Raw genomic sequence first — 24,541 nt, forward strand, 5'->3', positions numbered from 1 at the left:
CCGATAGGTTTTCGAGGTACCAGACCGGCTATCGAAAGGGTGATCCGTTGAGCCGCTCGGTTCTCGTCACCGGAGGAAACCGGGGCATCGGCCTCGCCATCGCCCGCACGTTCGCCGACGCGGGCGACAAGGTCGCGATCACATACCGTTCGGGCGAGCCCCCGGCCGCCCTCACCGAACTGGGCTGCCTCGCGGTCAAGTGCGACATCACCGACACCGAGCAGGTGGAGCAGGCCTACAAGGAGATCGAAGCCGCGCACGGCCCGGTCGAGGTCCTCGTCGCCAACGCGGGTGTCACCAAGGACCAGTTGCTGATGCGGATGTCCGAGGAGGACTTCACGTCCGTCCTGGACACCAACCTGACGGGTACCTTCCGGGTCGTGAAGCGCGCCAACCGCGGCATGCTGCGCGCGCGGAAGGGCCGCGTCGTCCTCATCTCCTCGGTGGTCGGCCTCCTCGGCTCGGCCGGGCAGGCGAACTACGCCGCCTCCAAGGCCGGCCTGGTCGGATTCGCGCGCTCCCTCGCCCGTGAGCTGGGCTCGCGCAACCTCACCTTCAACGTCGTCGCGCCCGGCTTCGTCGACACCGACATGACCAAGGCGCTCACCGACGAGCAGCGCGAGGCCATCGTGAAGCAGGTGCCGCTCGGCCGGTACGCGCAGCCCGAGGAGATCGCCGCAACGGTGCGGTTCCTCGCCTCGGAAGAGGCCTCGTACATCACTGGAGCCGTCATCCCCGTAGACGGCGGACTGGGAATGGGTCACTGATCACCATGAGCGGAATTCTTGAGGGCAAGCGCGTCCTGATCACCGGTGTGCTGATGGAGTCGTCCATCGCCTTCCACACCGCGAAGCTGGCCCAGGAGCAGGGCGCCGAGATCATCCTGACCGCGTTCCCGCGGCCCACGCTGACCGAGCGCATCGCGCGGAAGCTCCCCAAGCCCACCAAGGTCATCGAGCTCGACGTGACCAACGACGAGCACCTCGGGCGGCTCGCCGAGGTCGTGGGCGCGGAACTGGGCAGCCTCGACGGAGTCGTGCACTCCATCGGCTTCGCCCCGCAGGACGCCCTCGGCGGCAACTTCCTGAACACGCCCTTCGAGTCGGTCGCCACGGCCATGCACGTCTCCGCCTTCTCCCTGAAGTCGCTGACCATGGCCTGCCTGCCGCTCATGCAGAACGGCGGCGGCTCGGTCGTCGGCCTCACCTTCGACGCGCAGTACGCGTGGCCGCAGTACGACTGGATGGGCCCGGCCAAGGCCGCCCTGGAGGCCACCAACCGCTACCTCGCCCGCGACCTGGGCAAGCAGAACGTGCGCTCCAACCTCATCTCGGCCGGCCCGATCGGCTCGATGGCCGCCAAGTCCATCCCGGGCTTCAGCGAGCTGGCCGCCGTCTGGGACGACCGCGCGCCCCTGGAGTGGGACCTCAAGGACCCCGAGCCGGCCGGCCGCGGTGTCGTCGCCCTGCTCAGCGACTGGTTCCCGAAGACCACCGGCGAGATCATCCACGTCGACGGCGGTCTGCACGCGATCGGCGCGTAAGCGCTCGCGCGAGCGTTTGCGTACGGAGTCGGCGCCCCGTTCCCCGCAGTGTGCGGGGAGCGGGGCGTCACCCGTTCGGCCGCACCGGCCGGGCGGCCGAGGGGGGTAACGGCCCACTCTGGAGTAGGAGTTCTTCTCCCGAGACGCCCTCCAGAGCCCAGCCGAGGAGGTCCCCTTGTGTGCCTGTCCCAGGCCCGATGCATACATCGGCTCCACAGGAACGGTTTCGCGGCGGCCCCCACCGCGGTGTTCGCCGCTCTGACCCTGCTGCTCGCCGTACCCTCCGACGCCGCCTCGCACACCGCGTACAGCGCGGGAACGACGTCCCCCGCGCGGGTGCCCGCCGAGAAACGCCCCTTCGGAGCGTCGTGCCGGACCGTCGTCGACGGCTCACACGTGACGGCGTACTGCCGCAACCCGTATCCGGAGCCCGACCACATCGGTCTGCACATCGAGTGCGACCGGTGGTGGGACATCGACGCCGACGGGGCGAGGGTCGAGGCGGGCCCCGCGCAGAACGTCCGGCTGACCGGGCGCTGCTGGAAGGAAGTCCGCTCGGCGTGGGTCAGCCACCGGAAGTGACATGCCGCGGGTGTCCCGCCTGCCCCGGCCGTCCTGACTGTCCCGGCTGCACCGACTGTCCCGCAGACCCCGCAGGCCTCTCGGTTTAGGCACGCTCCGCGGGCTCGGGCCGCCCCGGGCGGCACAGGAGGAACGGATAGCCGGCCGCCTCCGAGGCCGCCGTCTCCGCGTCGCCCGCGCGGATCGCGTCCACCAGGCGCGTGTGGTCCATGTGCGTCTCGGGCGTCAGCTCCTCACCGACGTCCTCGCGCAGCCAGTCGCGCACGACCTCGCCCAGGTCCGCGTACATCGCCGTCATGACGTCGTTGTGGGACGCGGCGACCACGGCCAGGTGGAAGGTCGTGTCGGCGGTCACGAAGGCCTCCGTGTCGCCGGACTCCCAGGCCTCCTCCCGGCGTACGAGGAGGGCGTCGAGCTGTTTGAGATCGCGCTCGGTACGGCGCTCGGCGGCCAGCCTCGCCGCGCTCGACTCCAGCGTGGAGCGCAGTTCGGCGATGTGCCGCGGGTCGGCGTCCGCGAACCGGCGGTGCATCACGCCGGCCAGCTCGCTGGTGGCCAGCACGTAGGTGCCCGAGCCCTGCCGGATGTCCAGCAGGCCGTTGTGCGCGAGGGCCCGCACGGCCTCCCTGACCGTGTTGCGGGCCACTCCCAGCTGCTCGACCAGCTCGGGCTCGGTGGGGATACGGGAGCCCACCGGCCACTCGCCCGAGGTGATCTCGTTGCGCAGGGCGGCGATGACCTGCTCGGACAGCGCCGACCGGCGGGGGTGGCTCAGGGGCATGACGGTCCTTCGCGCCAGGGGGTTGGACAACCAATCATCCCATGATTCTATGATGGGGTTCATGACAGGCGAGGAAACCAGGACGACCGTGTCCCCATCGATACCGGCACAGGTACAGGCAGAGGCGCAGACGCCGATACGCAGCTCCGCACAGGACGCGGACCTGCACACGCCCCCCACGCGCGCGTGGATGACGCGTCTGGTGATCGCCGGCATCGTCCTGACGGCCCTCAACCTGCGCCCCGCCATCACCAGCCTGGGCGCCCTCCTGGAAGAGGTGCGCGACGGCCTCGGCATGAGCGGCAGCGTCGCCGGGCTCCTCACCTCCGTACCGCCGCTGTGCTTCGCCGTCTTCGGCGTCATGGCGCCGCGGCTGGCCCGCCGCTTCGGACCCGCCGCGGTGGTCTGCGCCGGCATGCTGGCGATCGGTACGGGCCTGGTGCTTCGGCCCTTCGTCGGGGGCACGGCGGGCTTCCTGGTCGCCAGCGCCCTCGCCCTCATGGGCATCGCCGTCAGCAACGTCCTCATGCCGGTGATCGTCAAGCGCTGGTTCCCGGACCGGGTCGGCACCATGACCGGCCTCTACTCCATGGCCCTCGCCCTCGGCACCGCCGCCGCGGCCGCCGTCACCGTGCCCATGACCCGGGCCCTGGGCGGGAACTGGCAGACGGGCCTCGCCGTCTGGGCCGCGCTCGCGGCCGTCGCCGTCCTGCCCTGGATCCCTCTCGTACGGGCCAAGGGCACGCCCCTGTCCACCGAGGCGGCTCCTGGGGGCGCAGTCTCGGCTCCGGCCCCGAGCACGTCCTCCGGGGCGCGTCAGGAGGCCGCCCCGCTGCGGATCACCCGGAGCCGTACCGCCTGGGCGCTCGCGGTCTTCTTCGGGCTGCAGGCGACCGCCGCGTACATCACGATGGGCTGGATGGCGCAGATCTTCCGGGACGCCGGTGTCCCGGCGGGCACCGCCGGACTGCTGCTCGCGGTCACGATGGTGATGGGCGTGCCCCTGGCCTTCGTCATCCCGCGGCTGGCCACCCGGCTGCCCCACCAGGGGCCCATCGTCGTCGCCCTCGGCCTCTGCGGGTTCGCCGGCTACGCGGGCCTCTACCTCGCCCCGGCCGCCGGCGCCTGGGCGTGGGCCCTGCTGCTCGGAATCGCCAACTGCGCGTTCCCGCTGGCCCTCACCATGGTCGGCATGCGGGCCAGGACCGGCGCGGGCGTCGTGCAGCTCTCGGCCTTCGCGCAGAGCACCGGCTACCTCATCTCCATCCCCGGCCCGCTGCTGGTGGGCGTGCTCTACCAGCACAGCGGCGGCTGGGGGCTGCCGATCGCGCTCATGGCGGGCCTGATGGTCCCGCAGATAGTGGTGGGCGTCCTGGCGGGCCGCGACCGCACGGTGGAGGACGAGGCCGCCGCCCGCTGACCGCCTCGGGACGCCGACCCCACCCGTGAGGATCCGGGCGAGGAGTGCGAGACTGGGGCCATGCCCGTGCTCGATCCGAACCCCAAGAACGGCCAGAAGAAGATGCTGCTCGTCTTCGGCGCGTTCCTCCTCATCTTCGTGGTCATCGGCGTCATCGCGTCCATCGCCTCACCCTGACCGCCTCACCCTGACCGCTCCGCCCCGACAGCGCTCCGCCGAGCCCTCGCGGGAGCGAAGGTGGGGTTATCCCCCCGTCCCCTAGGGGGTGAGTGTCAGGGTCAAGTGGGTGGATCACCGGATGGGTTGAGGGTTCCCGAGTCCGTACCTTCGAGATGTGACCGCGAGGACGCGGACCACGGACCACTCGAAGCCCCACGGAGGCGGCATGTCGGCCCCAACGCACACCCCGCCCCACCCGGCGACCGGGCGCGGCGTCGATACGCGACTGCCCTGGTGGGCGCTGCTCCTGCCCGCGCTCGCCTTCGCGGCGCTCCTGCTGCTGATACTGAACCCGGCGGACGCCCACGCGGCAGGCACGGACCCGGCGGTCGGCAGCCTCTTCGAGCGGATCCAGCACCTGGTGCTGCACCAGGGCTCGTGAGCCACCCGCGCCCCGGCCCCTGAGCCACCCACGCTCCGGACCCGCGAGACATGGAAGCTCGCCCTCCCCTGAGCCACCCGCGCCCCGGCCCCTGAGATCGTGCCGCACCAGGGCTCCTGAGCTTCCCGTGCCCCATGGTGGGGCAGCGCATCAACTCCCTGCGCCCCGTGGCGTGTTTCGTGCGAAGCTGGGACCCATGAGCGTCGCAGAACCCCGCAGGATTGTCCTTTTCCGGCATGCGAAGGCCGACTGGCCCGAGGTGCCCGACCACGAGCGCCCGCTGGCTGAGCGCGGCCGCAAGGACGCCGCCGTCGCCGGACGCAAGCTGGCCGACACCGGCATCCCCTTCGATCTGGCCCTCTGCTCCACCGCGACCCGGACCCGCGAGACATGGAAGCTCGCCGTCCAGGAACTGCCGCACCGGCCGAAAACGGTCTACGAGGAGCGGCTCTACGAAGCCTCCCCGGGCGAGCTGATCGCCGTGCTGAACGAAACCCCGGACGACGCACAGAACGCCCTCCTGATCGGTCACAACCCCGGAGTGCAGGGCCTCGCCGACATCCTGGCCGGCCGGTCCGAGGCCGACGCGCAGGACGGGGTGAGCCGCGAGTTCCACCCCGCCGCCTTCGCCGTGCTCTCCTTCACCGGGTCGTGGAAGAGCCTGGAGCCCGGCGCGGCCACCCTGCTCGACTACTGGGACCCGTCCGAGTGATCACACCGTGAGCGCGGACGGGGGCCCGGCACCATCGTGGTGCCGGGCCCCCGTCCCTGTCGCGACAGACCCCGGATGCTCGCAAAAGCACGCACAGGAGGACTGTCAGTCCACGTGCATGTCCGCCGCCTCGACCTCTTCGCGTGTCACGCCCAGCAGATAGAGGACCGTGTCCAGGAAGGGGAAGTTCACCGCGGTGTGCGCCGCCTGGCGCACCACGGGCTTGGCGTTGAAGGCGACCCCGAGACCGGCCGCGTTGAGCATGTCCAGGTCGTTGGCCCCGTCACCGATCGCCACCGTCTGCGAGATCGGCACGCCCGCCTCCGCGGCGAACCGGCGCAGCAGCCGCGCCTTGCCCGCCCGGTCCACGATCTCGCCGATGACCCGGCCCGTCAGCTTCCCGTCGACGATCTCCAAGGTGTTGGCCTGGGCGAAGTCCAGCCCGAGCCGCTCCCGCAGATCGTCCGTCACCTGGGTGAAGCCGCCGGAGACGACACCGACCTGGAAGCCGAGCCGCTTCAGCGTACGGATGAGCGTGCGCGCCCCCGGTGTCAGCCGCACCTCGCTGCGCACCTTGTCCACCACGGAGCCGTCGAGCCCCTTGAGCAGCTTCACGCGCGCGTGCAGGGACTGCTCGAAGTCCAGCTCGCCGCGCATCGCGGCGGCCGTCACCTCGGCGACCTCGGCCTCGCAGCCGGCGTGCGCCGCGAACAGCTCGATGACCTCGTCCTGGATGAGCGTGGAGTCCACGTCCATGACGACCAGCCGCTGGGCCCGCCGGTGCAGTCCGGCCGCGACCACCGCGATGTCGACGCCGAGCGCGGCGGCCTCGGTCACCAGCGCGGTCCGCAGCTCCTCGGGCTCCGTACCGGACACGGCGAACTCGACCGCGGTCACGGGGTACTTGGCCAGCCGGAAGATACGGTCGATGTTGCCGCCGGCCCCGGTGATCCGGGCGGCGATGGCGGCCGTCGACTCCGCGGTGAGCGGATGCCCGAGGACGGTCACCAGCGACCTGCCGTGCCCGCGGGGCCGGTTGTCGCCGTGACCGGAGATGATCTCGGTCTGCAGCCGCATCGAGTCCGCCCAGCTGTGCACGGTGGCGCGCAGATCGCCCTCCAGGCCGGCCGGCGGATGCGTCACGAGCGCGCACAGCACGATCCGGCCACGGGTGACGACCTGCTCGATGTCGACCACGTCGACCGAGTAGGCGGCGAGGGTGTCGAAGAGCCCGGCGGTGATACCGGGACGGTCCTTGCCGAAGATCTTGACGAGGAGAGTCGGGACATCGATGGGAACGTCAGTGGGAACATCAGAGGTCTGTGATGCGCTCATGGTGCTCACACCGTATCCGGCACTCCGTGCCGAATGCCCCCGAGGTCCGCCTGACGGACAGGGAACAGTACATGTCGCCCGGGTGTCCCCGGCCTTCACGGGCCGTGTCGGTCCCGCGCCCGCTCTCCGCTCAGCGGCGCCCGCCCGGCTTGCGGGGCGGCGGCGGGGGAGGCAGTTCGTCCGGCGGGGGAGGCGGCCCGTCCTGCGACGAGCGCGACCGGCGCCGGGGTCCGGACCCGGGAGGCGCCGGACGAGGCGTGGGCGGGAAGGGACCGATCATCGTCTGCGCCCCGTACACGTCGTCCGGTACGTCGTCCGGCGGACGAGGGCCCGGCGGCTGCCCACTGCCGCCGGGAGGCTGCCCACCAGGCCCTGACCGACCACCAGGGGGTCGTGGTTGTCCGCCGGGGGGCTGCTGCTGTCCACCGGGGGGCCGTGGCTGAGCGCCGGGAGGCCGGGACGGTCCGCCCGGGTCGCGGGGCTGCCCGCCGGGAGGCCGGGAGCCACCGGGGGACTGGGGGCCGCCGGGGTACTGGGTGCCGGAGCGCCGCCCCGGGCCGGACTCCCGTAATTCGTCGGGGATCCGCAGATAGGGGTTCGTCTCCGGGTTCGTCGGCCGGAACGGCGTCCCGGGGCGGTAGGGACCGGCCTCCCCGGCGGGCTGCCCCGCTGCCTGACCGGCCGGCTCCGCGTACGAGGTGACGGCCTCCGGCACGGCCGCGCCCGCGTCACCCCGTGCCAGCGGCGCCGCCTGCCGGCCGGCCGCACCCGACGCGCACGCGAGCAGCGCGCCCACCGCGCCCGCGACCGCGCCCCACAGCGCACCGAGCAGCAGCGCCATGCCGGGCTGCCCGCGCAACTCGATCCCGGAGTCGAAGGCGTCTATGCCGAGCACGGACAGCGAGGCGTCCACGGACACCTCCGTCAGCCAGACCAGCAACGGCAGCACCAGCGCGGTCACGAGCGCCAGCCGCAGCGCGCAGCGGGCCGCGAAACCGAGGACGCCCCGCTCCCGTACGAACGGGGTGCGGGCGGCGGTCAGGACGCCCGCGAACAGCATCATGAGGGCCGCCGCGATGCCCAGCAGCCAGACCCGGCCGTCCAGTTCGGCCAGCCTGGCGAGGGTCACGGGCTGGTCGGAGAACTTGAGCAGGTCGTCCATGGGGTCCGGCAGGAACTGCAGGAACGGACCCGTGGCCGTCCCGTCCCACGGCACGAAGAGCCCGACCGGGATGCCGAGCCAGACCCCGTTGGGAGCCCCGAGCAGGGCGGCGCCGGCGATCCGTTTCGGGTTCTCGTCGCCGATCGCCGCGTACGCCGCCGCCGCGAAGCCCGCGAGGACCGCCACCAGCAACACCGTGACCAGCGCGGAGACCGCGGGCCGCACCAGGCGGTGCACGGCCGTCCAGCCGCCCGGCAGCGGGGTCCTGCGCGAGGCCAGCAACGCGATCAGCAGGACGCCGAGCACCCAGCCGAGCCCCCCGAGGAGCGTCGGCACGGTGTCGACGGTGAAGCCCACCTTGGCGTTCGCGTCCGCGAGGTCCCCGAGCCGGTCCGGCAGCAGGCCGCCGATGTTGCCGAGCCCCGGCACCTCCACGTCGTCGGGGACTCCGCCGCCCGGCAGCTTGTCGAGCCCGAGCGCACCGCCGTCGATCGTGATGATGTCGTGTCCCGCCCAGGCGAGACCCCCCAGCAGCGCCACGAAGAGGGCGGCCACGGTGCCCGCCCGCGCCACCAGTTCGGCGGGCGAGATCACCGCGCCCGCCCCGCGCAGGGAACGCAGGAAGAACCAGGACAGCAGCAGCGCGCCCACCAGGCTCACCCCGAGTGGCGTGATCTGGAGGGCGGTGTCGGCCTGCGCGCCTTCCAGCCCGAACGCCGACATATCGCCCGAGGGTGTCACCGAACCACCCGCCCCGAGCGCCACGAGCGCCGCGGTCATCGGCCCGAGCGAAGCCGTCTCGTCGGCACCGAGCAGATGCAGCCCGAGCGCGGCCACCCCCGCCATGCCGATCAACGCCCAGCTCACGGCGGCGATCGAGGACAGCAGCACGTCGCCCACCGGTACGCGCCTGCCCTGTCCCACGGACCCGTCGCTCATCATCAGCCCCCCGACTCCGCACCCGCGACACCTCCGCCGCGGTGTCCCCCTCGCGTGGGATTACCACTCTCCGGTCCGGTTTCAACCCCGTCAACGGAAACGGACAAGACGCCCGTACTCGGTCTTCGAGAGGCCCGACTTTCGGTCAGGGGCCTCCTACTGAAATAGTTCCCCACGATGTTCGACATCCCTAGACTCCCTGTGTTGGGGGTACATCGGGGGACAACACAGTGGGGCATGGAGTGCCGGAACTCGTACTGGAATTGAACGGACGGACCTGGACGCTCGAAGCGTCCAGGCCATACACCCTCGGACGCGATCCGCAGGGGGACATCGTGCTCGAAGACGCCAGGGTGTCCTGGCGTCACGCCACGATCAGCTGGGGCGGCCGCAGTTGGGTCATCGAGGACCACGGCAGCACCAACGGCACATTCGTGCAGGGGCAGCGGATCCATCAGATGGAGATCGGCCCCGGCTCGGCCGTGCACCTCGGCAACGCGACCGACGGACCACGCCTGAGCCTGACGGGCGCCGCGGCCACCAAGCCGCAGGCACAGCCCCAGCAGCAGCCGTACGCCGCTCAGGGCGCCCCGGCGGCCGGCTGGGCCCAGCAGCAGACTCCGCAGGCGCCGGAGCAGAGCTGGCAGCAGTCGCAGCAGGGGCAGCAGGGCGGGCACATCCCGCAGCAGCAGGGCTCCGGCGGCGCCGCGGGGGCGCCACCGGTCTACGGCGACCGCAGCCCGACCACGTTCCACCAGATGATGCTCGGCCGCGTGATGCGGATCGGCCGTGCGCTGGAGAACGAGCTGGTCGTCTCCGACCTGCAGGTCTCGCGGCACCACGCCGAGTTCCACGCGACGCCCGACGGGCGGGCCGAGATCCGTGACCTCGGCTCGCACAACGGCACGTTCGTCAACGGTATGCCGATCGCCAAGGGCGGCTCCGCGTTGCTCGGCGCCAACGACATCGTCGGCGTCGGCCACTCGACGTTCCGCCTGGTGGGCGACCGCCTCGAAGAGTTCGTCGACACCGGTGAGGTGTCCTTCTCGGCCCGCCACCTGACCGTCACGGTCGACGGCGGCAAGCAGATCCTCAAGGACGTCTCCTTCGGCGTGCCGGAGAAGTCGCTCATCGCGGTCATCGGCCCCTCCGGCTCCGGCAAGTCGACGCTCCTCAAGGCGCTCACGGGCTACCGCCCCGCCAACGAGGGTGACGTCCTCTACGACAACCGAAACCTCTACAAGCAGTTCGCCGAGCTGCGCCAGCGCATCGGTCTGGTCCCGCAGGACGACATCCTGCACAAGGAACTGACCGTCAAGAAGGCCCTCAAGTACGCGGCCAAACTGCGCTTCCCCGCGGACACCACGACCCAGGAGCGCGACTCCCGGATCGACGAGGTGCTGCGCGAGCTCAAGCTCGACATCCACAAGGAGAAGAAGGTCACCTCCCTCTCCGGTGGCCAGCGCAAGCGCGTCTCGGTGGCCCTTGAGCTGCTGACCAAACCGTCGCTGATCTTCCTGGACGAGCCGACCTCCGGCCTCGACCCGGGCATGGACCGCGATGTCATGCAGCTGCTGCGCGGCCTCGCCGACGACGGCCGCACGGTCCTCGTCGTCACGCACTCCGTGGCGGAACTGGCCATCTGCGACAAACTTCTGGTCATGGCGCCCGGCGGTTCCGTGGCCTATTTCGGTCCGCCCGAGGAGGCACTGAACTTCTTCGGCTACGACACCTGGGCCGATGTCTTCTCCGCCTTCGAGAACTACCGCGACTACGACTGGGCGGGCCGCTGGAAGGGCTCGCAGCACTACCAGATGTACGCCGCGGACATCGACGCGGTCGCCCCGCAGTCCGTACACATGCCGCCGCCGCAGGCGATGCGCCCGCCGAAGCCCCAGGGCTGGATCTCCCAGCTGAGCACACTGGTCCGGCGGTACGTCTCGGTCATCGCGTCCGACAAGGGCTTCCTGGCCCTGACGGTGATCCTGCCGGCGGTCCTCGGCGCGGTCAGCCTGCTCATCGAGCCGGACAAGACGCTGCTGGTGAACACGAAACTGCAGCCCAACGGTCTGCCCATCCCGAACAGCACGGCCGCGACCGTGCTGCTGATCCTCGCGGTCGGCGCCTGTTTCGCGGGCGCCGCGAACTCGGTCCGTGAGCTGATCAAGGAACGGGTCATCTACGAGCGCGAGCGCGCGACCGGCCTGTCACGCTCCGCGTACCTGATGTCCAAGGTGATCGTCCTCGGCGTCATCACCATGTTCCAGGGCGCACTGGTCGGCGCGATCGGCTTCATGAGCCGGACGATCCCCGACGAGGGACTGATCCTCGGCGGCGCGGTCGCGCTGGAACTCTCCCTGCCGATCATGGCGCTCGGTTTCACCTCGATGATGTTCGGCCTGGTCATCTCCTCGCTGGTGAAGACCGCCGAGAAGACCATGCCGCTGCTGGTGATGTTCGCGATCATCCAGGTCGTCTTCACGGGCTGCCTGTTCCCGCTGAACGGCGCTGTGGGCGTCAACCAGATCTCGTATCTGATGCCGTCGCGCTGGGCGGTCGGAGCCTCCGGAGCCACGCTCGACTTCAACAAGATCAACCCGCACAACACGGCCGAGACCGATCCCCTGTGGGATCACACGGCGTTGACCTGGGTCCTCGACATGACGGCCCTGTTCGCCCTCGCCGCGGTCTGCGCCTTCCTGGTGGCCCGCTTCCTGCGCCGCCACGAGCCGGAGGTCATGCGCAAGTAGTACGCCGCGAGCGGCACGCGCGAAGGGCGGCACCCCGGTGGGGTGCCGCCCTTTCCGGCGTACGGGCAGAGGTCCGCGCAGACCTCAGTACGCGCTGTTGACGTTGTCGATCGAGCCGTACCGGTCCGCCGCGTAGTTGGCGGCGGCGGTGATGTTGGCGACCGGGTTGTACTGGCTGTGCACGGTGCCGGCGACGTGGTACGCGTCGAAGGTCGGCTTGATGACCTGCAGCAGACCGATGGACGGGACGCCGTTGATGGCGTTGATGTCCCAGCCGTTGATCGCGTTCGGGTTGCCCGAGGACTCCCGCATGATGTTGCGGTGCAGACCGTCGTACGTGCCCGGGATGCCGTGCTTCTTCATGATGTCCAGCGACTGGCGTATCCAGCCGTCCAGGTTGTTCGTGTAGGTCTTCGCGGCGACCGGCTTGACCGCGGCACGCTGGGCCGACCGGCTAGCGGCCTCCTTGGCCTTGCGGGCGTCCACGGCCTTCTTCGCCGCGGCGGCCTCTGCGGCCTTCTTCGCGGCGGCGGCGTCGGCCGCCTTCTTCTTCGCGGCGGCGGCCTGGGCGTCGGCCAGCTGGCCGCTGAGACCGACGGTCTTGACCTGCAGCTGCTGCGACGAGAGCGCGGCCGGGGCGGCGGAGACCGAGTCGGCGCTCGCCTTCGTGTCGGCGGGGGCCAGTGAGAACGCGAGGGCGGCGGCGCCGAGCGTGGCGACACCGGCGAACGAGAGCTTGTGGGCCTTGGTCATGGCGGGGATGCGACCAGGAATGCTGTGCTGCTTGGGCATGGCTGGAGGACCTCTTCGAATAGCGCGGAGGCCGCTCTCGATCCGATGGGGACAAAAAGTGTTTCCGGATCTGACGCCGTGGGTAAGCACCTGCGGCATCGAGCGACGGGAGCCATTGTTAGCGGCCCGAATTTTCGAAGGCAAAGGTGTGACGTACGACCTCGGGTAGTGGACCCCCAAAGGGCAAATCGGGACAGATCAATACGTCTGCCCCGCTCACCAGGAGTCCGGTTGTCTCCTATGCCCCTTCGTACGTGATGTGCGCCCTATGTGCGGGCTCACACCGGACGCGGCTCGGACTCACCGGCAGTTGCTGTGGCAACCCTCTGCGTGAGGGTTCTCCGCCGGAAGCGCCGCAGAGGGGGTCGCCGGGAGGTCCGCCGGGAGGATGAGGTGCACGTCCCCGAACTCGTGCCACAGATAGCGCCCGCGCAGCGCCTCTTCGTACCCACGGTCCACGGCCTCCCTGCCCGCGACCGCCTCCAGCATCAGCAGATGCGAGGCCTCGGGCTCGTGCAGCCCGGTGAGCAGCCCGTCGACGACCCGCACCCCGCGCTCCGGGGTCACCACCAGACCGGTCCAGCCCCGCGCGGCACGCACCACCCCGTCTGATCCTGCCGCCGACTCCACGGCGCGTACGGCCGTGGTGCCGACGCCGATCACCCTGCCGTCACCGGCCCTCGCCGCGTTGATCAGCCGTGCCGAGGTCTCCGGCACCGTGAAGCGCTCCGGATACGGCGGCTCGTGCGCCTCGGCCGAGGCGACCCCCGTGTGCAGAGTGACCGGCGCGAACTGCACCCCCCGGCTCACCAGCTCCGCCACCAGCCGCGCGGTGAAGGGCCGCGCCGCGCTCGGCATCTCCGCGCTCCCCGTCCCGTCGGCGGACGGCAGCGCGAACACGGTCTGGTACGCGGACAGCGGCTGGTCCCGCTCCGTGTAGGAGTAGCGGATGGGCCTCCCGTGCCGCCGCAGCAGCCCCGGCACATCGGCGTCGGAGACCCGCCCCCACCACAGCCGCGCGCTCCGCCCGGAAAGCGGCTCCTCCAGGACGAGCCGCACGTCCCCCGGAAGTCGCACCTCCGTCCCCGCGGGCCCGCCCCCGCGTGCGCGCGTCGTGCCCCTCCCGTCGGGCTCCCGCAGCTCCACCGCCCACCGCCCGTCGTCGCCGCGGGTGGAGAAGTGCACCACCACGCGCGCGTGCCCCACCCTCCCGTCCACCGCGGCCGCCAGCGTCACGGACGTGTTCACGACGAGCAGGTCCCCGGCCCGCAGCAGCGTCGGCAGCTCCGCGAACGCGTGGTGCGACACCCGGGTCCCGCGCGAGACGAGCAGGCGGACGGCGTCGCGGTCCAGCCCGCGACCCCGCTGCTCGGCCGGCACACGGGCCGACAGCTCCTCGGGGAGGGTCCACCTGCCCGCCCGGCCGCCGCCGAGCGGGGGCACCCCCATGGTGGTCGTCATCGCTGCTCCAGCAGGGCGGGGGCCCCGTAGCGCCCACTCGCCGGACGCCCGTCGAGCAGCCTCAGGAAGGCCGGCACGACACTCGCGGGGTCGGGCCGCGGATCGTCGTCGTCCGGCACGGCCGCCGCGTACAGGTCCGTGCCCATGTCACCCGGGTCGACCGCCCAGACCCGCAGCCCGGGCTCCTCCTCGCCGAGCACCGCGGAGAGATGGTCGAGCGCCGCCTTCGAGGCCCCGTAACCGCCCCAGGTCTCGTACGCCTCCGCCGCCGCGTCCGAGCTGACGTCGATCACCGAGCCCTCCGTAGACTCCCGCAGCAGCGGCAGCGCCTCCTGGACCAGCCCGAGCGCCGCGACCACATTCACCTCCAGCGCGCGCCGGAGCCCGTCCAGGGCCAGCGACTCCAGCCGTACGAGCGGTTCGGCGCCCAGCGCGCTCGCGTTGTTCACCAGCAGATCGACACCGCCCAGCTCCCGGGCCGCCGCCACCAGCTGGGCCCGGTGCGCCCCGTCCGTGACGTCCCCGGGCAGCGCCCGTACCTGTGCTCCGTACTTACTGAGGATGGCCACCGCCGTCTCCTGGAGGGGCTGCGCGGTTCTGGCGTCCAGCACCAGATCCCAGCCGCGCTCCGCCAGCGCCTCGGCGAGCGCGCGCCCCAGCCCCTTGGAGGCCCCCGTGATGATCGCTACCGGCATGATCCGTCCCCTCGTCCTCGACCGCCGCTCCGGGCGGCTGTCCCCAACGTAGGAACCCGAGGACCTTCGCCGCCTCATACGCCGGCCGCAGCGCACGGGGGCCCTTCGCCCTAGGTCCAGCGGACCGGGTCAGGGCCGCCACAGGGCGGATACGCGCTGTCACACCCCGCCGGTACCGTGAGGTCATGAGTCATGGACCCCGGTCGGGCCTGCTCGCGGTGAGCACCGCGCTGCTGGCCATGAGCAGACACCTGGAGGTGCGCGACGTCCTCAAGACGATCGTCGCCTCCGCCCGCGAACTGCTCGACGCGCAGTACGCGGCCCTCGGGGTCCCCGACGACCACGGGGGCTTCGCCCAGTTCGTCGTCGACGGGGTCAGCGACGCCCAGTGGAAGGCCATCGGCCCCCTCCCACGCCAGCACGGCATCCTCGCCGCGATGCTGCACGAGGCCCGCCCCGAGCGCCTCGCCGACGTCCGCAAGGACCCGCGCTTCGAGGGCTGGCCCGCCGCCCACCCCGACATGTCCGACTTCCTGGGCCTGCCCGTCCGCGACGGCGACGAGGTCATCGGCGCCCTCTTCCTCGCGAACAAGAACTGCGTGAAACCGGAAGGCGGTTGCGGCTTCACCGAGGACGACGAGGATCTGCTCGGGATCCTCGCCCAGCACGCCGCGATCGCCCTCACGAACGCCCGCCTGTACGAGCGCAGCCGTGAGCTGACCATCGCTGAGGAACGCTCCCGCCTCGCCCACGAACTGCACGACGCCGTCAGCCAGAAGCTGTTCTCCCTGCGCCTGACCGCCCAGGCCGCCGCCGCCCTCGTGGACCGCGACCCGGACCGCGCCAAGGGCGAACTCCAGCAGGTGGCCGCCCTCGCCGCCGAAGCCGCCGACGAACTGCGCGCCGCCGTCGTCGAGTTGCGCCCCGCCGCCCTCGACGAGGACGGCCTGGTCGCCACGTTGCGCACCCAGATACAGGTCCTCGACCGGGCCCACTCCGCGCGCGTGACCTTCGACAGCTGCGGTGTCCGCGCGCTGCCCGCGGCCCAGGAGGAGGCCATGCTGCGGGTCGCCCAGGAGGCGCTGCACAACGCGCTGCGGCACTCGGGCGCGGCCCGCGTCGACGTCACCGTGGAGAAGCGCGGCGCGGGCGCCGTCCTGCGCGTCACGGACGACGGCAGCGGTTTCGAACCCAGAGCCACCCGCCGCGCGGGACGCCACCTCGGCCTGGTCTCCATGCGCGACCGGACCAACGGCGTCGGCGGCGAACTCACCGTCGAGTCGGCGCCCGGCAAGGGCACCACGATCGAGATGGAGGTCCCTGGTGGCTGACGCAATCAAGGTGCTGCTCGTCGACGACCACCAGGTCGTCCGCCGGGGACTGCGCACCTTCCTTGAGGTGCAGGACGACATCGAGGTCGTGGGGGAGGCGTCCGACGGCGCCGAAGGAGTCGCCCGCGCCGAGGAGTTGAAACCCGACGTCGTCCTCATGGACCTCAAGATGCCGGGCATGGACGGCGTGGAGGCCCTGCGCCGGCTCCGCGAACTGGACAACCCCGCGCGCGTGCTCATCGTCACCAGCTTCACCGAGCAGCGCACGGTGATCCCGGCCCTGCGCGCGGGCGCCGCCGGCTATGTCTACAAGGACGTGGACCCGGACGCGCTCGCCGGAGCCATCCGCTCGGTCCACGCCGGACACATCCTCCTGCAGCCCGAGGTGGCCGGCGCGCTGCTGTCCCAGGAAGGCACCAACTACGGCCAGGGCAGAGGAGGTTCACTCACGGAGCGGGAGCGGGAGGTGCTCGGCCTGATCGCCGACGGCCGCTCCAACCGCGAGATAGCCCGCGCCCTCGTCCTCTCCGAGAAGACCGTCAAGACGCACGTCTCGAACATCCTGATGAAACTCGACCTCTCCGACCGCACCCAGGCCGCGCTGTGGGCCGTACGCCACGGTGTGACGGGCTGATGACCTGCTGATCCGTGCAACGGCAGACCTTCCGGACGGCAATACGGAGAGTCTCCCTCCGGACTGAGATTCATACCGTCGTGGGAATGTCCCCCGGATGGCGCATCCTTCTGCGATCTCCGCCGTTCTCCAGTGCGTGCTGCGGCGCTCTGCCGCAGTGGTTCACAAGGAAGAGGGCTCAGAAGTGAAGAACCTGAAGAAGGCCGCTGCCGTCACGATGGTGGCCGGTGGCCTCGTTGCCGCCGGTGCCGGTTTCGCCTCCGCCACCGACGGTGCGCACGCGGCCGGCCAGGCCGTGGGCTCGCCGGGTGTCGCCTCGGGCAACCTCGTCCAGGTCCCGGTCGCCATCCCCGTGAACGCGGTCGGCAACACCGTGAACGTCATCGGCATCCTGAACCCGGCGTTCGGCAACGACGGCTTCAACGGCTGACGTACGCCCCGGGTCACACGACCACCGGCCTCCCAGGTCCTCCTGGGGGGCCGGTCCGTTTTTCGGCTCGTCGGACCACTGGCCCGAACGGGCAGAACGCGCTCGTCCGCCGTGCCGTCCGGCCCCCTCGGGCGTTGCTCAGGCTACGGCCCGCGGCAGGGCCGGATACGCAATCGCAGGAGGAACGCTTTTCATGAACATCGCCAAGAAGGCCGCCCTGGCCGTCACCGTCGTCGGTATCGCAGCGGGTGCCTCGGCCGGTGCCGCTGTCGCCGACTCGGATGCCGACGGCGCTGCCGTGAAGTCCCCGGGCGTCGCCTCGGGCAACGCCGTCCAGGCCCCGATCCACGTCCCCGTCAACGTCGTCGGTGACAGCATCAACGTGATCGGACTCCTGAACCCGACCTTCGGCAACGAGGCCGTCAACGACTGACGTCCCGCCCGGACGAGGGCCCCGCGGACCACACGGTCCGCGGGGCCCTCGTCCGTACCGCTGCCCTCGGCGACTGCCGCGTCTCAGCTGCGGCCTTCGTCGACTGCCACGTGAGCCACGGCCTCCAGCGACAGGTACGCGTGCGGCCCTCAGCGCACCCCGCGCTCCCGCTCCTCCACGAACGCGTTGTACGCCGCCACCTGAGCCCGCCTGGCCGTCCGTTCGACCGGGCGCAGCGCCTCGGAGCGCGCGGCCATCTCCGACGCGCTCACAGCCCCGCCGTGCCCGTTCCCGTACGCCACCGAGATCAGCAGCCCGACCCGCCGGGACAGCGCCAACACCCGTACCGCTCTGGGCGGATAACCGGGGGCGAGCACCTCGCCGTCCCGCTCGGCCCGTGCCCGGTACGCGTCGATCGCCGCCTCGGCGACCGGGCCCGAGCCCGCCACATCGAGCCGCGACAGCACCTCGGTCGCGTCCCGCAGCGCCTCCGCGAGCTCCCGCTCCGCCTCCCCGAGGGACGGCACGTCGGCGGGCGGCGCCTCACGCACCGGCAGACAGTGCCAGACGACCTCCACATGCACATCGCCCTCGGGCCCGGCCTCGTACACGTCGGGTACGAGCCCGAGGCCGACCCCGTGGCAGACGACGGCCTCCTCGGCCTCCAGGGCGCGCGCGTTGAAATCCGGCGGGCCGCTCAGCCCGAGCGGATGCCCGGGCGCGGGCAGCGCGACCCGCAGACCGGTCGCCCCGAGCGCGCGCAGCCGCCCCAGGGCGAGCGAGAGCCCGACGGGCCCCGTCTCGCCGGGCAGCCCCGCGACCCGGTGCACGGCGTCCTCACCGACGATCGCGACGACCGCGTCATCAGGTGAGACAAAACCGGCCAACAGTGCGTTTCCCCATGCCGCCAACCGTCCTGAACGTGGTTCCGAAAGCATGCCTCCCATTTTAGGGAACCGCTTAAGGACCGGCCGATGGATGGGACGGGTCGACCGGTGGCGTAGGTTTTCCCTGGGGGCTGCGTCCACAGACGTCAGCGACGGCCGAGACTGCAATGGGAGACAGCGCGCTCATGAGCGATGTTCTGGAGCTTGAGGACGTATCCGTGGTCCGAGAGGGCCGGGCTCTGGTGGACCAGGTCTCCTGGTCGGTCAAGGAAGGCGAGCGCTGGGTCATCCTCGGACCCAACGGCGCCGGAAAAACGACCCTCCTCAACCTCGCCTCCAGCTACCTCTTCCCCAGCCAGGGAACCGCCACCATCCTCGGTGAGACCCTCGGCAAGGTCGACGTCTTCGAGCTGCGCCCGCGCATCGGTGTCGCCGGCATCGCCATGGCCGAGAAGCTCCCCAAGCGTCAGACCGTCCTGCAGACGGTGCTGACCGCCGCGTACGGCATGACGGCCGGCTGGCACGAGGACTACGAGGACATCGACGAGCAGCGCGCCCGCGCCTTCCTCGACCGCCTCGGCATGACCGAGTTCGTGGACCGCAGGTTCGGCACCCTCTCCGAGGGCGAACGCAAGCGCACCCTCATCGCCCGCGCGCTGATGACCGACCCCGAGCTGCTGCTCCTCGACGAGCCCGCCGCCGGTCTCGACCTCGGCGGCCGCGAGGACCTCGTACGCCGTCTCGGCCGCCTGGCCCGCGACCCGATCGCCCCCTCCATGATCATGGTCACGCACCATGTGGAGGAGATCGCCCCGGGCTTCACCCACGTCCTGATGATCCGCCAGGGCAAGGTGCTCGCGGCCGGACCCCTGGAACTGGAACTCACCTCGCGCAACCTCTCGTTGTGCTTCGGCCTGCCGCTCGTCGTCAGCCAGGCCGGCGACCGCTGGACCGCCCAGGGCCTCCCGCTGTCCTGACCGGTCTGTCCCGGCGAACCTCACCTGACAGCCGGGAACACCCGCCCCAACAGGATCGGCGCCCTGTCGGGGACGGGACCTGCGGACCTACCATGACCATGTGAACGACATCGACGCATGGGTGTGGTGGCTGATCGGCGCGGCCGGGCTCGGAATCCCGTTGGTCGTGACCGCCATGCCGGAATTCGGAATGCTCGCCGTCGGCGCCGTCGCGGGCGCCGTGACCGCGGGGCTCGGGGGCGGTGTCGTCCTCCAGGTCGTCGTCTTCGCCGCCGTCTCGGTCGCGCTCATCGCGGTGGTCCGGCCCGTGGCGGCCAGGCATCGCGCCCAGCGGCCCCAACTGGCATCGGGAATCGACGCGTTGAAGGGCAAACAGGCCGTCGTCCTGGAGAGAGTGGACAGTTCGGGAGGCCGGATCAAACTCGCGGGCGAGATCTGGTCCGCACGCTCACTCGACACCACACGCGCCTACGACGTGGGCCAGGAAGTGGATGTGGTGGAGATCGAGGGAGCCACGGCGATCGTCGTGTGACTCCAGGGCGTCCAGTGAACGGAACGTCGCACGTGGCGAGTTGTGGTCTGACACACTCGTCCAGCAAGATCTTCGACAGTTACGAGATCTTCGGCAGTCGCGAGATGCACGGCAGTCACGAGATTTTCCGGAAGCACCGAGGCGGAGAAGGGTACGGGGAGCCACGATGGAACCGATCATCATCGTCCTGATCATTCTGGTGGTGTTGGTCTTCATCGCGTTGATCAAGACCATCCAAGTCATTCCCCAGGCCAGCGCCGCCATCGTCGAGCGCTTCGGCCGCTATACGCGGACCCTGAACGCGGGCCTCAACATCGTCGTCCCGTTCATCGACTCGATCCGCAACCGCATCGACCTTCGCGAGCAGGTCGTGCCGTTCCCGCCGCAGCCGGTGATCACCCAGGACAACCTGGTCGTGAACATCGACACCGTCATCTACTACCAGGTGACCGACGCCCGCGCCGCGACCTACGAGGTCGCCAGCTACATCCAGGCGATCGAGCAGCTCACCGTCACCACGCTCCGCAACATCATCGGCGGCATGGACCTGGAGCGGACCCTGACCTCCCGCGAGGAGATCAACGCGGCTCTGCGCGGAGTCCTCGACGAGGCCACCGGCAAGTGGGGCATCCGCGTCAACCGCGTCGAGCTCAAGGCGATCGAGCCGCCCACCTCCATCCAGGACTCGATGGAGAAGCAGATGCGCGCGGACCGTGACAAGCGCGCCGCGATCCTCACCGCGGAAGGTATCCGCCAGTCGCAGATCCTCACCGCCGAGGGTGAGAAGCAGTCGGCGATCCTCCGGGCCGAGGGTGAGGCCCGTGCCGCCGCGCTGCGCGCCGAGGGTGAGGCCCAGGCGATCCGTACGGTCTTCGAGTCCATCCACGCCGGTGACGCGGACCAGAAGCTGCTGGCCTACCAGTACCTCCAGATGCTGCCGAAGATCGCCGAGGGCGACGCGAACAAGCTCTGGATCGTGCCCAGCGAGATCGGTGACGCCCTCAAGGGGCTCAGCGGCGCGATGGGCAACTTCGGGCCGATGGGTGGCGGCAATCAGGGTGGTGGCGGCACAGAACGCCGCGAAAAGCCGTCAGTGGACTGACCGCATCTTGGGCAGGGGCGGCGGGGGCGGACACTCCGCCCCCGCCGCCCCTACCCGTTCCCGTCACGTGCTCAGGGGCTCCGCCCCCGAACCCCCGCTCCTCAAACGCCGGAGGGGCTGGAAGCCCCCTTAGGGGCGCGGGGAACTGCGCGACCAGCCACAGCGCACCCGCACCCGACAACACCCCCCCCAGCGGAGCGACTACGCCGGCTGCGCAAGCCACTCCGGCAGAGCTTCAAGATCATCCCGACCCAGCGCCAGCAACATCGCATCAGCCGGCGTCGGCTCGAACGGCCGCCGCAACAACGGCATCCCCGCCTGATCAGGCGTCCGAGCAGCCTTCCGGTGATTGTCCTCCGCACACGACGCCACCGTGTTCAGCCACGAGTCCTGACCCCCCTGAGCCCGCGGCACCACGTGATCCACCGTGGTCGCCCGCCGGCCGCAGTACGCGCACTTGTGCCGGTCACGGACCAGCACTCCCCGCCGCGACCACGGCGCTTGTCTTCGGAAGGGCACCCGTACATAGCGGCAGAGCCTGATCACCCGCGGCGCGGGTATGTCCAGCGCGGCTCCGCGCATACGCAGTTCGGGGTGGGCCTGCTCGACGACTGCCTTGTCCTGCAGCACCAGAACGACGGCTCGGTTCAACGTCACCGTCGACAGCGGCTCGAAGCTCGCGTTCAGCACCAGCGTGTCCCGCATCCAGCCCACCTCCCATGTGCACCGGCCCACCACCTGGCGGGCGTGGATCAACTCTGGCCGGGCACGCCGAGATGGACAACGCAATAAAAATGCCCGCCCCTGATCAATTCCAAGACCAGGGGCGGGCAAACACTCAGTGAAAGGTCAGCTCTCCGCGGGAGCCGCGTACTCGGCGACGAGCTGCGCCCTCGCGAGCGTGTGGAACCGGAGATTGAAGCCCACCGCGGCCGGTGAGGCGTCCGAGTCCGGACCGAGCTTCTCCTGGTCCACCGCGTACACGGTGAACACGTACCGGTGCGCCGGATCACCCGCCGGCGGCGCGGCGCCCCCGAAGTCCTTCGACCCGTAGTCGTTGCGTGCCTGGACCGCGCCCTCGGGCATTCCCTCGAACTTCCCCGTACCCGCGCCCGCCGGCAATTCCGTCACCGAGACCGGAATGTCGAACACGACCCAGTGCCAGAAACCGCTCCCCGTGGGGGCGTCCGGGTCGAAACACGTCACGGCGAAACTCTTGGTCTCCGCGGGGAAGCCCTCCCAGCGAACCTGCGGCGAGGTGTTACCGGCCGCGTGGACCTGAGCGTCCTTCAGCGTCCCACCCGCCTCGACGTCCTCACTCGTGACAGTGAAGGACGGCACGGCGGGATGGAAGTCGTGGGGAAGCGGCGGCCTCGTGGACTCCGTCACCTCGGCACCTCCTGATCGGTTCCTGCTCTGCTCCGGAAAGTCTTGCTCCGAGCTTAGGACCGGCCAGGTCCTGGGCGCCCTAGAACCAGTTGCGCCGGCTGCCCACCTCGGACAGCCACTGGTTGAGGTACGCCGCCCAGTCCGTGCCCTGGAAGTCGTTGAGTCCGACCTGGAAGGAGCGGAAGGAGTCGCTGCCCTCGCTGAACAGACCCGGCTTCTTGTCCATCTCCAGGACGACGTCCATCTCACGGTCGTCCGCGACGAAGGTCAGCTCGACCTGGTTCAGCCCGCGGTACTGCTGCGGCGGGAAGAACTCGATCTCCTGGTAGAACGGCAGCTTCTGCCGCGTACCCCGGATGTGCCCCTTCTCCAGGTCCGCGCTCTTGAAGCGGAAGCCCAGCTGGATGAAGGCGTCCAGCAGTGCCTGCTGCGCCGGCAGCGGGTGCACGCTGATCGGGTCCAGGTCACCGGAGTCCACCGCGCGCGCGATGGCCAGCTCCGTGGTCACACCGATGTTCATCCCGCGCAGCGACTGACCGGCGATGTTCGTGATCGGCGTCTCCCACGGGATCTCAAGACCGAACGGCACCGCGTGCACGCCGTTGGCCTGGAGCTCGAAGGCGCCGCCGAGCTGGAGCTTCGTGAACTCGATGTTCTGCTTGTACTCCTGGTCGTCGCTGCCCTCGACCTCGACCTTGGCCTGCAGCCCGACCGACAGTCCCTCGATCGCCTGGTTCACGGATCCGCCCTGGATCCGCACCTCACCCTGGACGACACCGCCGGGAACGACGTTGACCTCGGTCAGCTCCGTCTCGACCGAAGCCCCACCGGCACCCAGGCTCGCAAGCAGCCGCTTGAACCCCATCGTCTTCTCCTCTTTCGGGCAACGCCCCGTTGTTGTTCGGTCCGGATCGGATCCTTGATCCATACATACGCGATCCAGCCGGGTCCGGTTCCGCGCCTTCACCCTGGCAAGACGGGCGCTCCCTGACCACCCCGCACGCACTCGCACGTGTGAAGTACGCTCGTAAGCCATGATCGCGGCCCCTGACCGTACGCCCCTCGTCCGGGACTTCTTCGACCGACCTGTACTTGAGGTCGCCCCCGACCTTCTGGGGCGTGTCCTCGTGCGCACGGATCCGGACGGTTCGGCCGATCCGATCGAACTCCGCATCACAGAGGTCGAGGCGTACGACGGCCCCAACGATCCCGGCTCCCACGCGTTCCGCGGCCCCACGGCCCGCAACGCGGTGATGTTCGGTCCGCCCGGGTACGTGTACGTCTACTTCACGTACGGCATGTGGCACTGCATGAACCTGGTCTGCGGCCCGGAGGGCAGGGCGAGCGCGGTCCTGCTCCGCGCGGGAGAGATCACCGAAGGCCTCGAAGTGGTTCGCAAACGTCGACTTTCGGCCCGACACGACCGAGAACTCGCCAAAGGCCCGGCCCGTCTGGCCACAGCCCTGGCGGTCGACCGCTCCCTCGACGGCACGGACGCATGCGCCTCGCAGAGTTCACCGCTGAGCCTCCTGCACGGCACCCCGGTGACCTCCGACCAGGTACTGAGCGGTCCGCGTACGGGAGTGTCCGGCGACGGAGGCGTCCACCCGTGGCGCTTCTGGATCAGCAACGACCCGACGGTCAGCCCCTATCGGGCGCACACCCCTCGCCGGCGCCGAACTTGACTCGCCCTTGGGCGATACGTAACGTAGCCCGAGCCGCTTGAACCGGGTACTGCGTTCAGTCAGCAGCCGGGAGCGGCCAACCCACTACCTACGACTTCCTCTCAGCGAGGGTCCATTCGGCGTGTCCGCACGTCTGAATTCGAACTCGCGGAACTCGATTATGAGTTGCCGAGGGGATCGGCTAACGTAGTGAATGTCGAAAGGCCGCAAGGTCAATAGGCAAATCCCACCGACTGGGAATCGGGCCTGAAAGGGTCTGGTAGAGTCGGGATCGCCGGAAAGGGAAACGCGAAAGCGAAAACCTGGAAAGCACCGAGGAAATCGGAACCGGAAACGGTCTGATAGAGTCGGAAACGCAAGACAGCGAG

General features: G+C 70.4%; 26 protein-coding genes. 16 read left to right on the plus strand and 10 right to left on the minus strand.

The annotated features are described in order from the left end of the window. Positions 1–47 precede the first annotated feature (47 nt). From fabG to C6Y14_RS18395, 3 genes are all read left to right on the plus strand, one after another. On the plus strand, positions 48–767 hold the full coding sequence (gene fabG, locus C6Y14_RS18385) for a 3-oxoacyl-[acyl-carrier-protein] reductase (protein ID WP_107017775.1): 720 nt from the start codon (positions 48–50) through the stop codon (positions 765–767). A 5-nt stretch (positions 768–772) separates the two neighbouring features. After that, positions 773–1,543, plus strand: coding sequence for an enoyl-ACP reductase FabI (gene fabI / locus C6Y14_RS18390; RefSeq protein ID WP_107017776.1), 771 nt, complete (start codon positions 773–775; stop codon positions 1,541–1,543). Positions 1,544–1,789: 246 nt separating this feature from the next. After that, on the plus strand, positions 1,790–2,125 hold the full coding sequence (locus C6Y14_RS18395; RefSeq protein ID WP_107017777.1) for a hypothetical protein: 336 nt from the start codon (positions 1,790–1,792) through the stop codon (positions 2,123–2,125). An 85-nt stretch (positions 2,126–2,210) separates the two neighbouring features. On the opposite strand, the gene C6Y14_RS18400 is transcribed toward C6Y14_RS18395, so the two are convergent. Then, a complete protein-coding gene (locus tag C6Y14_RS18400; protein ID WP_107017778.1) occupies positions 2,211–2,906 on the minus strand; it encodes a FadR/GntR family transcriptional regulator in 696 nt (231 codons plus the stop codon). A 49-nt stretch (positions 2,907–2,955) separates the two neighbouring features. On the opposite strand from C6Y14_RS18400, the gene C6Y14_RS18405 reads away from it, so the two are divergent. From C6Y14_RS18405 to C6Y14_RS18420, 4 genes are all read left to right on the plus strand, one after another. Next, on the plus strand, positions 2,956–4,326 hold the full coding sequence (locus C6Y14_RS18405; protein WP_107017779.1) for a CynX/NimT family MFS transporter: 1,371 nt from the start codon (positions 2,956–2,958) through the stop codon (positions 4,324–4,326). A 60-nt stretch (positions 4,327–4,386) separates the two neighbouring features. Further along, entirely contained in the window at positions 4,387–4,503 is a 117-nt protein-coding gene (locus tag C6Y14_RS45515) for an SGM_5486 family transporter-associated protein (RefSeq protein ID WP_107017780.1), read from the plus strand. A gap of 208 nt (positions 4,504–4,711) precedes the next feature. After that, a complete protein-coding gene (locus C6Y14_RS18415; protein ID WP_107017781.1) occupies positions 4,712–4,927 on the plus strand; it encodes a hypothetical protein in 216 nt (71 codons plus the stop codon). Positions 4,928–5,123: 196 nt separating this feature from the next. Continuing rightward, on the plus strand, positions 5,124–5,639 hold the full coding sequence (locus tag C6Y14_RS18420) for a SixA phosphatase family protein (protein WP_107017782.1): 516 nt from the start codon (positions 5,124–5,126) through the stop codon (positions 5,637–5,639). Positions 5,640–5,744: 105 nt separating this feature from the next. Here the strand turns inward: C6Y14_RS18420 and serB are convergent, their stop codons facing one another. Both serB and C6Y14_RS18430 read right to left on the minus strand, forming a co-directional pair. After that, complete coding sequence (serB, locus tag C6Y14_RS18425; protein WP_107017783.1) at positions 5,745–6,974, minus strand: phosphoserine phosphatase SerB; 1,230 nt, start codon at positions 6,972–6,974, stop codon at positions 5,745–5,747. A 130-nt stretch (positions 6,975–7,104) separates the two neighbouring features. Next, positions 7,105–9,078, minus strand: a complete 1,974-nt coding sequence (locus tag C6Y14_RS18430; RefSeq protein ID WP_199854769.1) for a streptophobe family protein — start codon at positions 9,076–9,078, stop codon at positions 7,105–7,107. A 239-nt stretch (positions 9,079–9,317) separates the two neighbouring features. Here C6Y14_RS18430 and C6Y14_RS18435 point away from each other — a divergent pair, with 239 nt between their 5' ends. Next, positions 9,318–11,825: an ABC transporter ATP-binding protein/permease gene (locus C6Y14_RS18435; RefSeq protein ID WP_107017784.1), complete on the plus strand. Its 2,508-nt coding sequence runs from the start codon at positions 9,318–9,320 to the stop codon at positions 11,823–11,825. Positions 11,826–11,909: 84 nt separating this feature from the next. Here C6Y14_RS18435 and C6Y14_RS18440 read toward each other — a convergent pair whose 3' ends face one another. The 3 genes from C6Y14_RS18440 to C6Y14_RS18450 form a co-directional block, all read right to left on the minus strand. After that, the gene (locus C6Y14_RS18440; protein WP_107017785.1) at positions 11,910–12,617 is read right to left on the minus strand and encodes a transglycosylase SLT domain-containing protein; all 708 of its coding nucleotides are present in this window, start codon (positions 12,615–12,617) and stop codon (positions 11,910–11,912) included. Between the two features lie 300 nt (positions 12,618–12,917). Next, positions 12,918–14,078 carry an S-adenosylmethionine:tRNA ribosyltransferase-isomerase gene (locus tag C6Y14_RS18445; protein WP_107017786.1) on the minus strand — a complete coding sequence of 387 codons (1,161 nt, stop codon included), beginning with the start codon at positions 14,076–14,078 and terminating at the stop codon, positions 12,918–12,920. Beyond that, the gene (locus tag C6Y14_RS18450; RefSeq protein WP_107017787.1) at positions 14,075–14,773 is read right to left on the minus strand and encodes an SDR family NAD(P)-dependent oxidoreductase; all 699 of its coding nucleotides are present in this window, start codon (positions 14,771–14,773) and stop codon (positions 14,075–14,077) included. Before C6Y14_RS18450 ends, C6Y14_RS18445 begins: the two co-directional genes overlap by 4 nt. 185 nt (positions 14,774–14,958) lie before the next feature. Here C6Y14_RS18450 and C6Y14_RS18455 point away from each other — a divergent pair, with 185 nt between their 5' ends. The 4 genes from C6Y14_RS18455 to C6Y14_RS18470 all read left to right on the plus strand — a co-directional run bounded on the left by C6Y14_RS18455 (position 14,959) and on the right by C6Y14_RS18470 (position 17,601). Continuing rightward, complete coding sequence (locus tag C6Y14_RS18455; protein ID WP_107017788.1) at positions 14,959–16,104, plus strand: GAF domain-containing sensor histidine kinase; 1,146 nt, start codon at positions 14,959–14,961, stop codon at positions 16,102–16,104. Then, on the plus strand, positions 16,097–16,738 hold the full coding sequence (locus C6Y14_RS18460; RefSeq protein ID WP_107017789.1) for a response regulator: 642 nt from the start codon (positions 16,097–16,099) through the stop codon (positions 16,736–16,738). The genes C6Y14_RS18455 and C6Y14_RS18460 overlap by 8 nt, the downstream gene beginning before the upstream one ends. Before the next feature lie 184 nt (positions 16,739–16,922). Beyond that, a complete protein-coding gene (gene chpE / locus C6Y14_RS18465; RefSeq protein WP_107017790.1) occupies positions 16,923–17,168 on the plus strand; it encodes a chaplin ChpE in 246 nt (81 codons plus the stop codon). A gap of 193 nt (positions 17,169–17,361) precedes the next feature. After that, positions 17,362–17,601 carry a chaplin gene (locus tag C6Y14_RS18470; RefSeq protein WP_107017791.1) on the plus strand — a complete coding sequence of 80 codons (240 nt, stop codon included), beginning with the start codon at positions 17,362–17,364 and terminating at the stop codon, positions 17,599–17,601. Between the two features lie 149 nt (positions 17,602–17,750). Here C6Y14_RS18470 and C6Y14_RS18475 read toward each other — a convergent pair whose 3' ends face one another. Beyond that, positions 17,751–18,539 (minus strand): hypothetical protein, encoded by a 789-nt coding sequence (locus C6Y14_RS18475; RefSeq protein WP_107017792.1) that lies wholly within the window; start codon positions 18,537–18,539, stop codon positions 17,751–17,753. Positions 18,540–18,673: 134 nt separating this feature from the next. Here C6Y14_RS18475 and C6Y14_RS18480 point away from each other — a divergent pair, with 134 nt between their 5' ends. The 3 genes from C6Y14_RS18480 to C6Y14_RS18490 all read left to right on the plus strand — a co-directional run bounded on the left by C6Y14_RS18480 (position 18,674) and on the right by C6Y14_RS18490 (position 21,099). Then, positions 18,674–19,465 carry an ABC transporter ATP-binding protein gene (locus C6Y14_RS18480; protein ID WP_055511916.1) on the plus strand — a complete coding sequence of 264 codons (792 nt, stop codon included), beginning with the start codon at positions 18,674–18,676 and terminating at the stop codon, positions 19,463–19,465. A gap of 100 nt (positions 19,466–19,565) precedes the next feature. Then, positions 19,566–19,997, plus strand: a complete 432-nt coding sequence (locus C6Y14_RS18485) for an NfeD family protein (RefSeq protein ID WP_107017793.1) — start codon at positions 19,566–19,568, stop codon at positions 19,995–19,997. A gap of 166 nt (positions 19,998–20,163) precedes the next feature. Then, entirely contained in the window at positions 20,164–21,099 is a 936-nt protein-coding gene (locus C6Y14_RS18490) for an SPFH domain-containing protein (protein ID WP_107017794.1), read from the plus strand. Between the two features lie 201 nt (positions 21,100–21,300). Here the strand turns inward: C6Y14_RS18490 and C6Y14_RS18495 are convergent, their stop codons facing one another. From C6Y14_RS18495 to C6Y14_RS18505, 3 genes are all read right to left on the minus strand, one after another. After that, positions 21,301–21,804: an HNH endonuclease gene (locus tag C6Y14_RS18495; protein WP_107017795.1), complete on the minus strand. Its 504-nt coding sequence runs from the start codon at positions 21,802–21,804 to the stop codon at positions 21,301–21,303. A 144-nt stretch (positions 21,805–21,948) separates the two neighbouring features. Further along, on the minus strand, positions 21,949–22,488 hold the full coding sequence (locus C6Y14_RS18500) for a YbhB/YbcL family Raf kinase inhibitor-like protein (RefSeq protein WP_107017796.1): 540 nt from the start codon (positions 22,486–22,488) through the stop codon (positions 21,949–21,951). Between the two features lie 79 nt (positions 22,489–22,567). Further along, the gene (locus tag C6Y14_RS18505; RefSeq protein ID WP_107017797.1) at positions 22,568–23,353 is read right to left on the minus strand and encodes a sporulation protein; all 786 of its coding nucleotides are present in this window, start codon (positions 23,351–23,353) and stop codon (positions 22,568–22,570) included. A gap of 169 nt (positions 23,354–23,522) precedes the next feature. Here C6Y14_RS18505 and C6Y14_RS18510 point away from each other — a divergent pair, with 169 nt between their 5' ends. After that, positions 23,523–24,173 (plus strand): DNA-3-methyladenine glycosylase, encoded by a 651-nt coding sequence (locus C6Y14_RS18510; RefSeq protein WP_107017798.1) that lies wholly within the window; start codon positions 23,523–23,525, stop codon positions 24,171–24,173. Positions 24,174–24,541: the final 368 nt, after the last annotated feature.

It is taken from the genome of Streptomyces dioscori, from assembly GCF_003024195.1.
Taxonomy (GTDB): domain Bacteria; phylum Actinomycetota; class Actinomycetes; order Streptomycetales; family Streptomycetaceae; genus Streptomyces; species Streptomyces dioscori.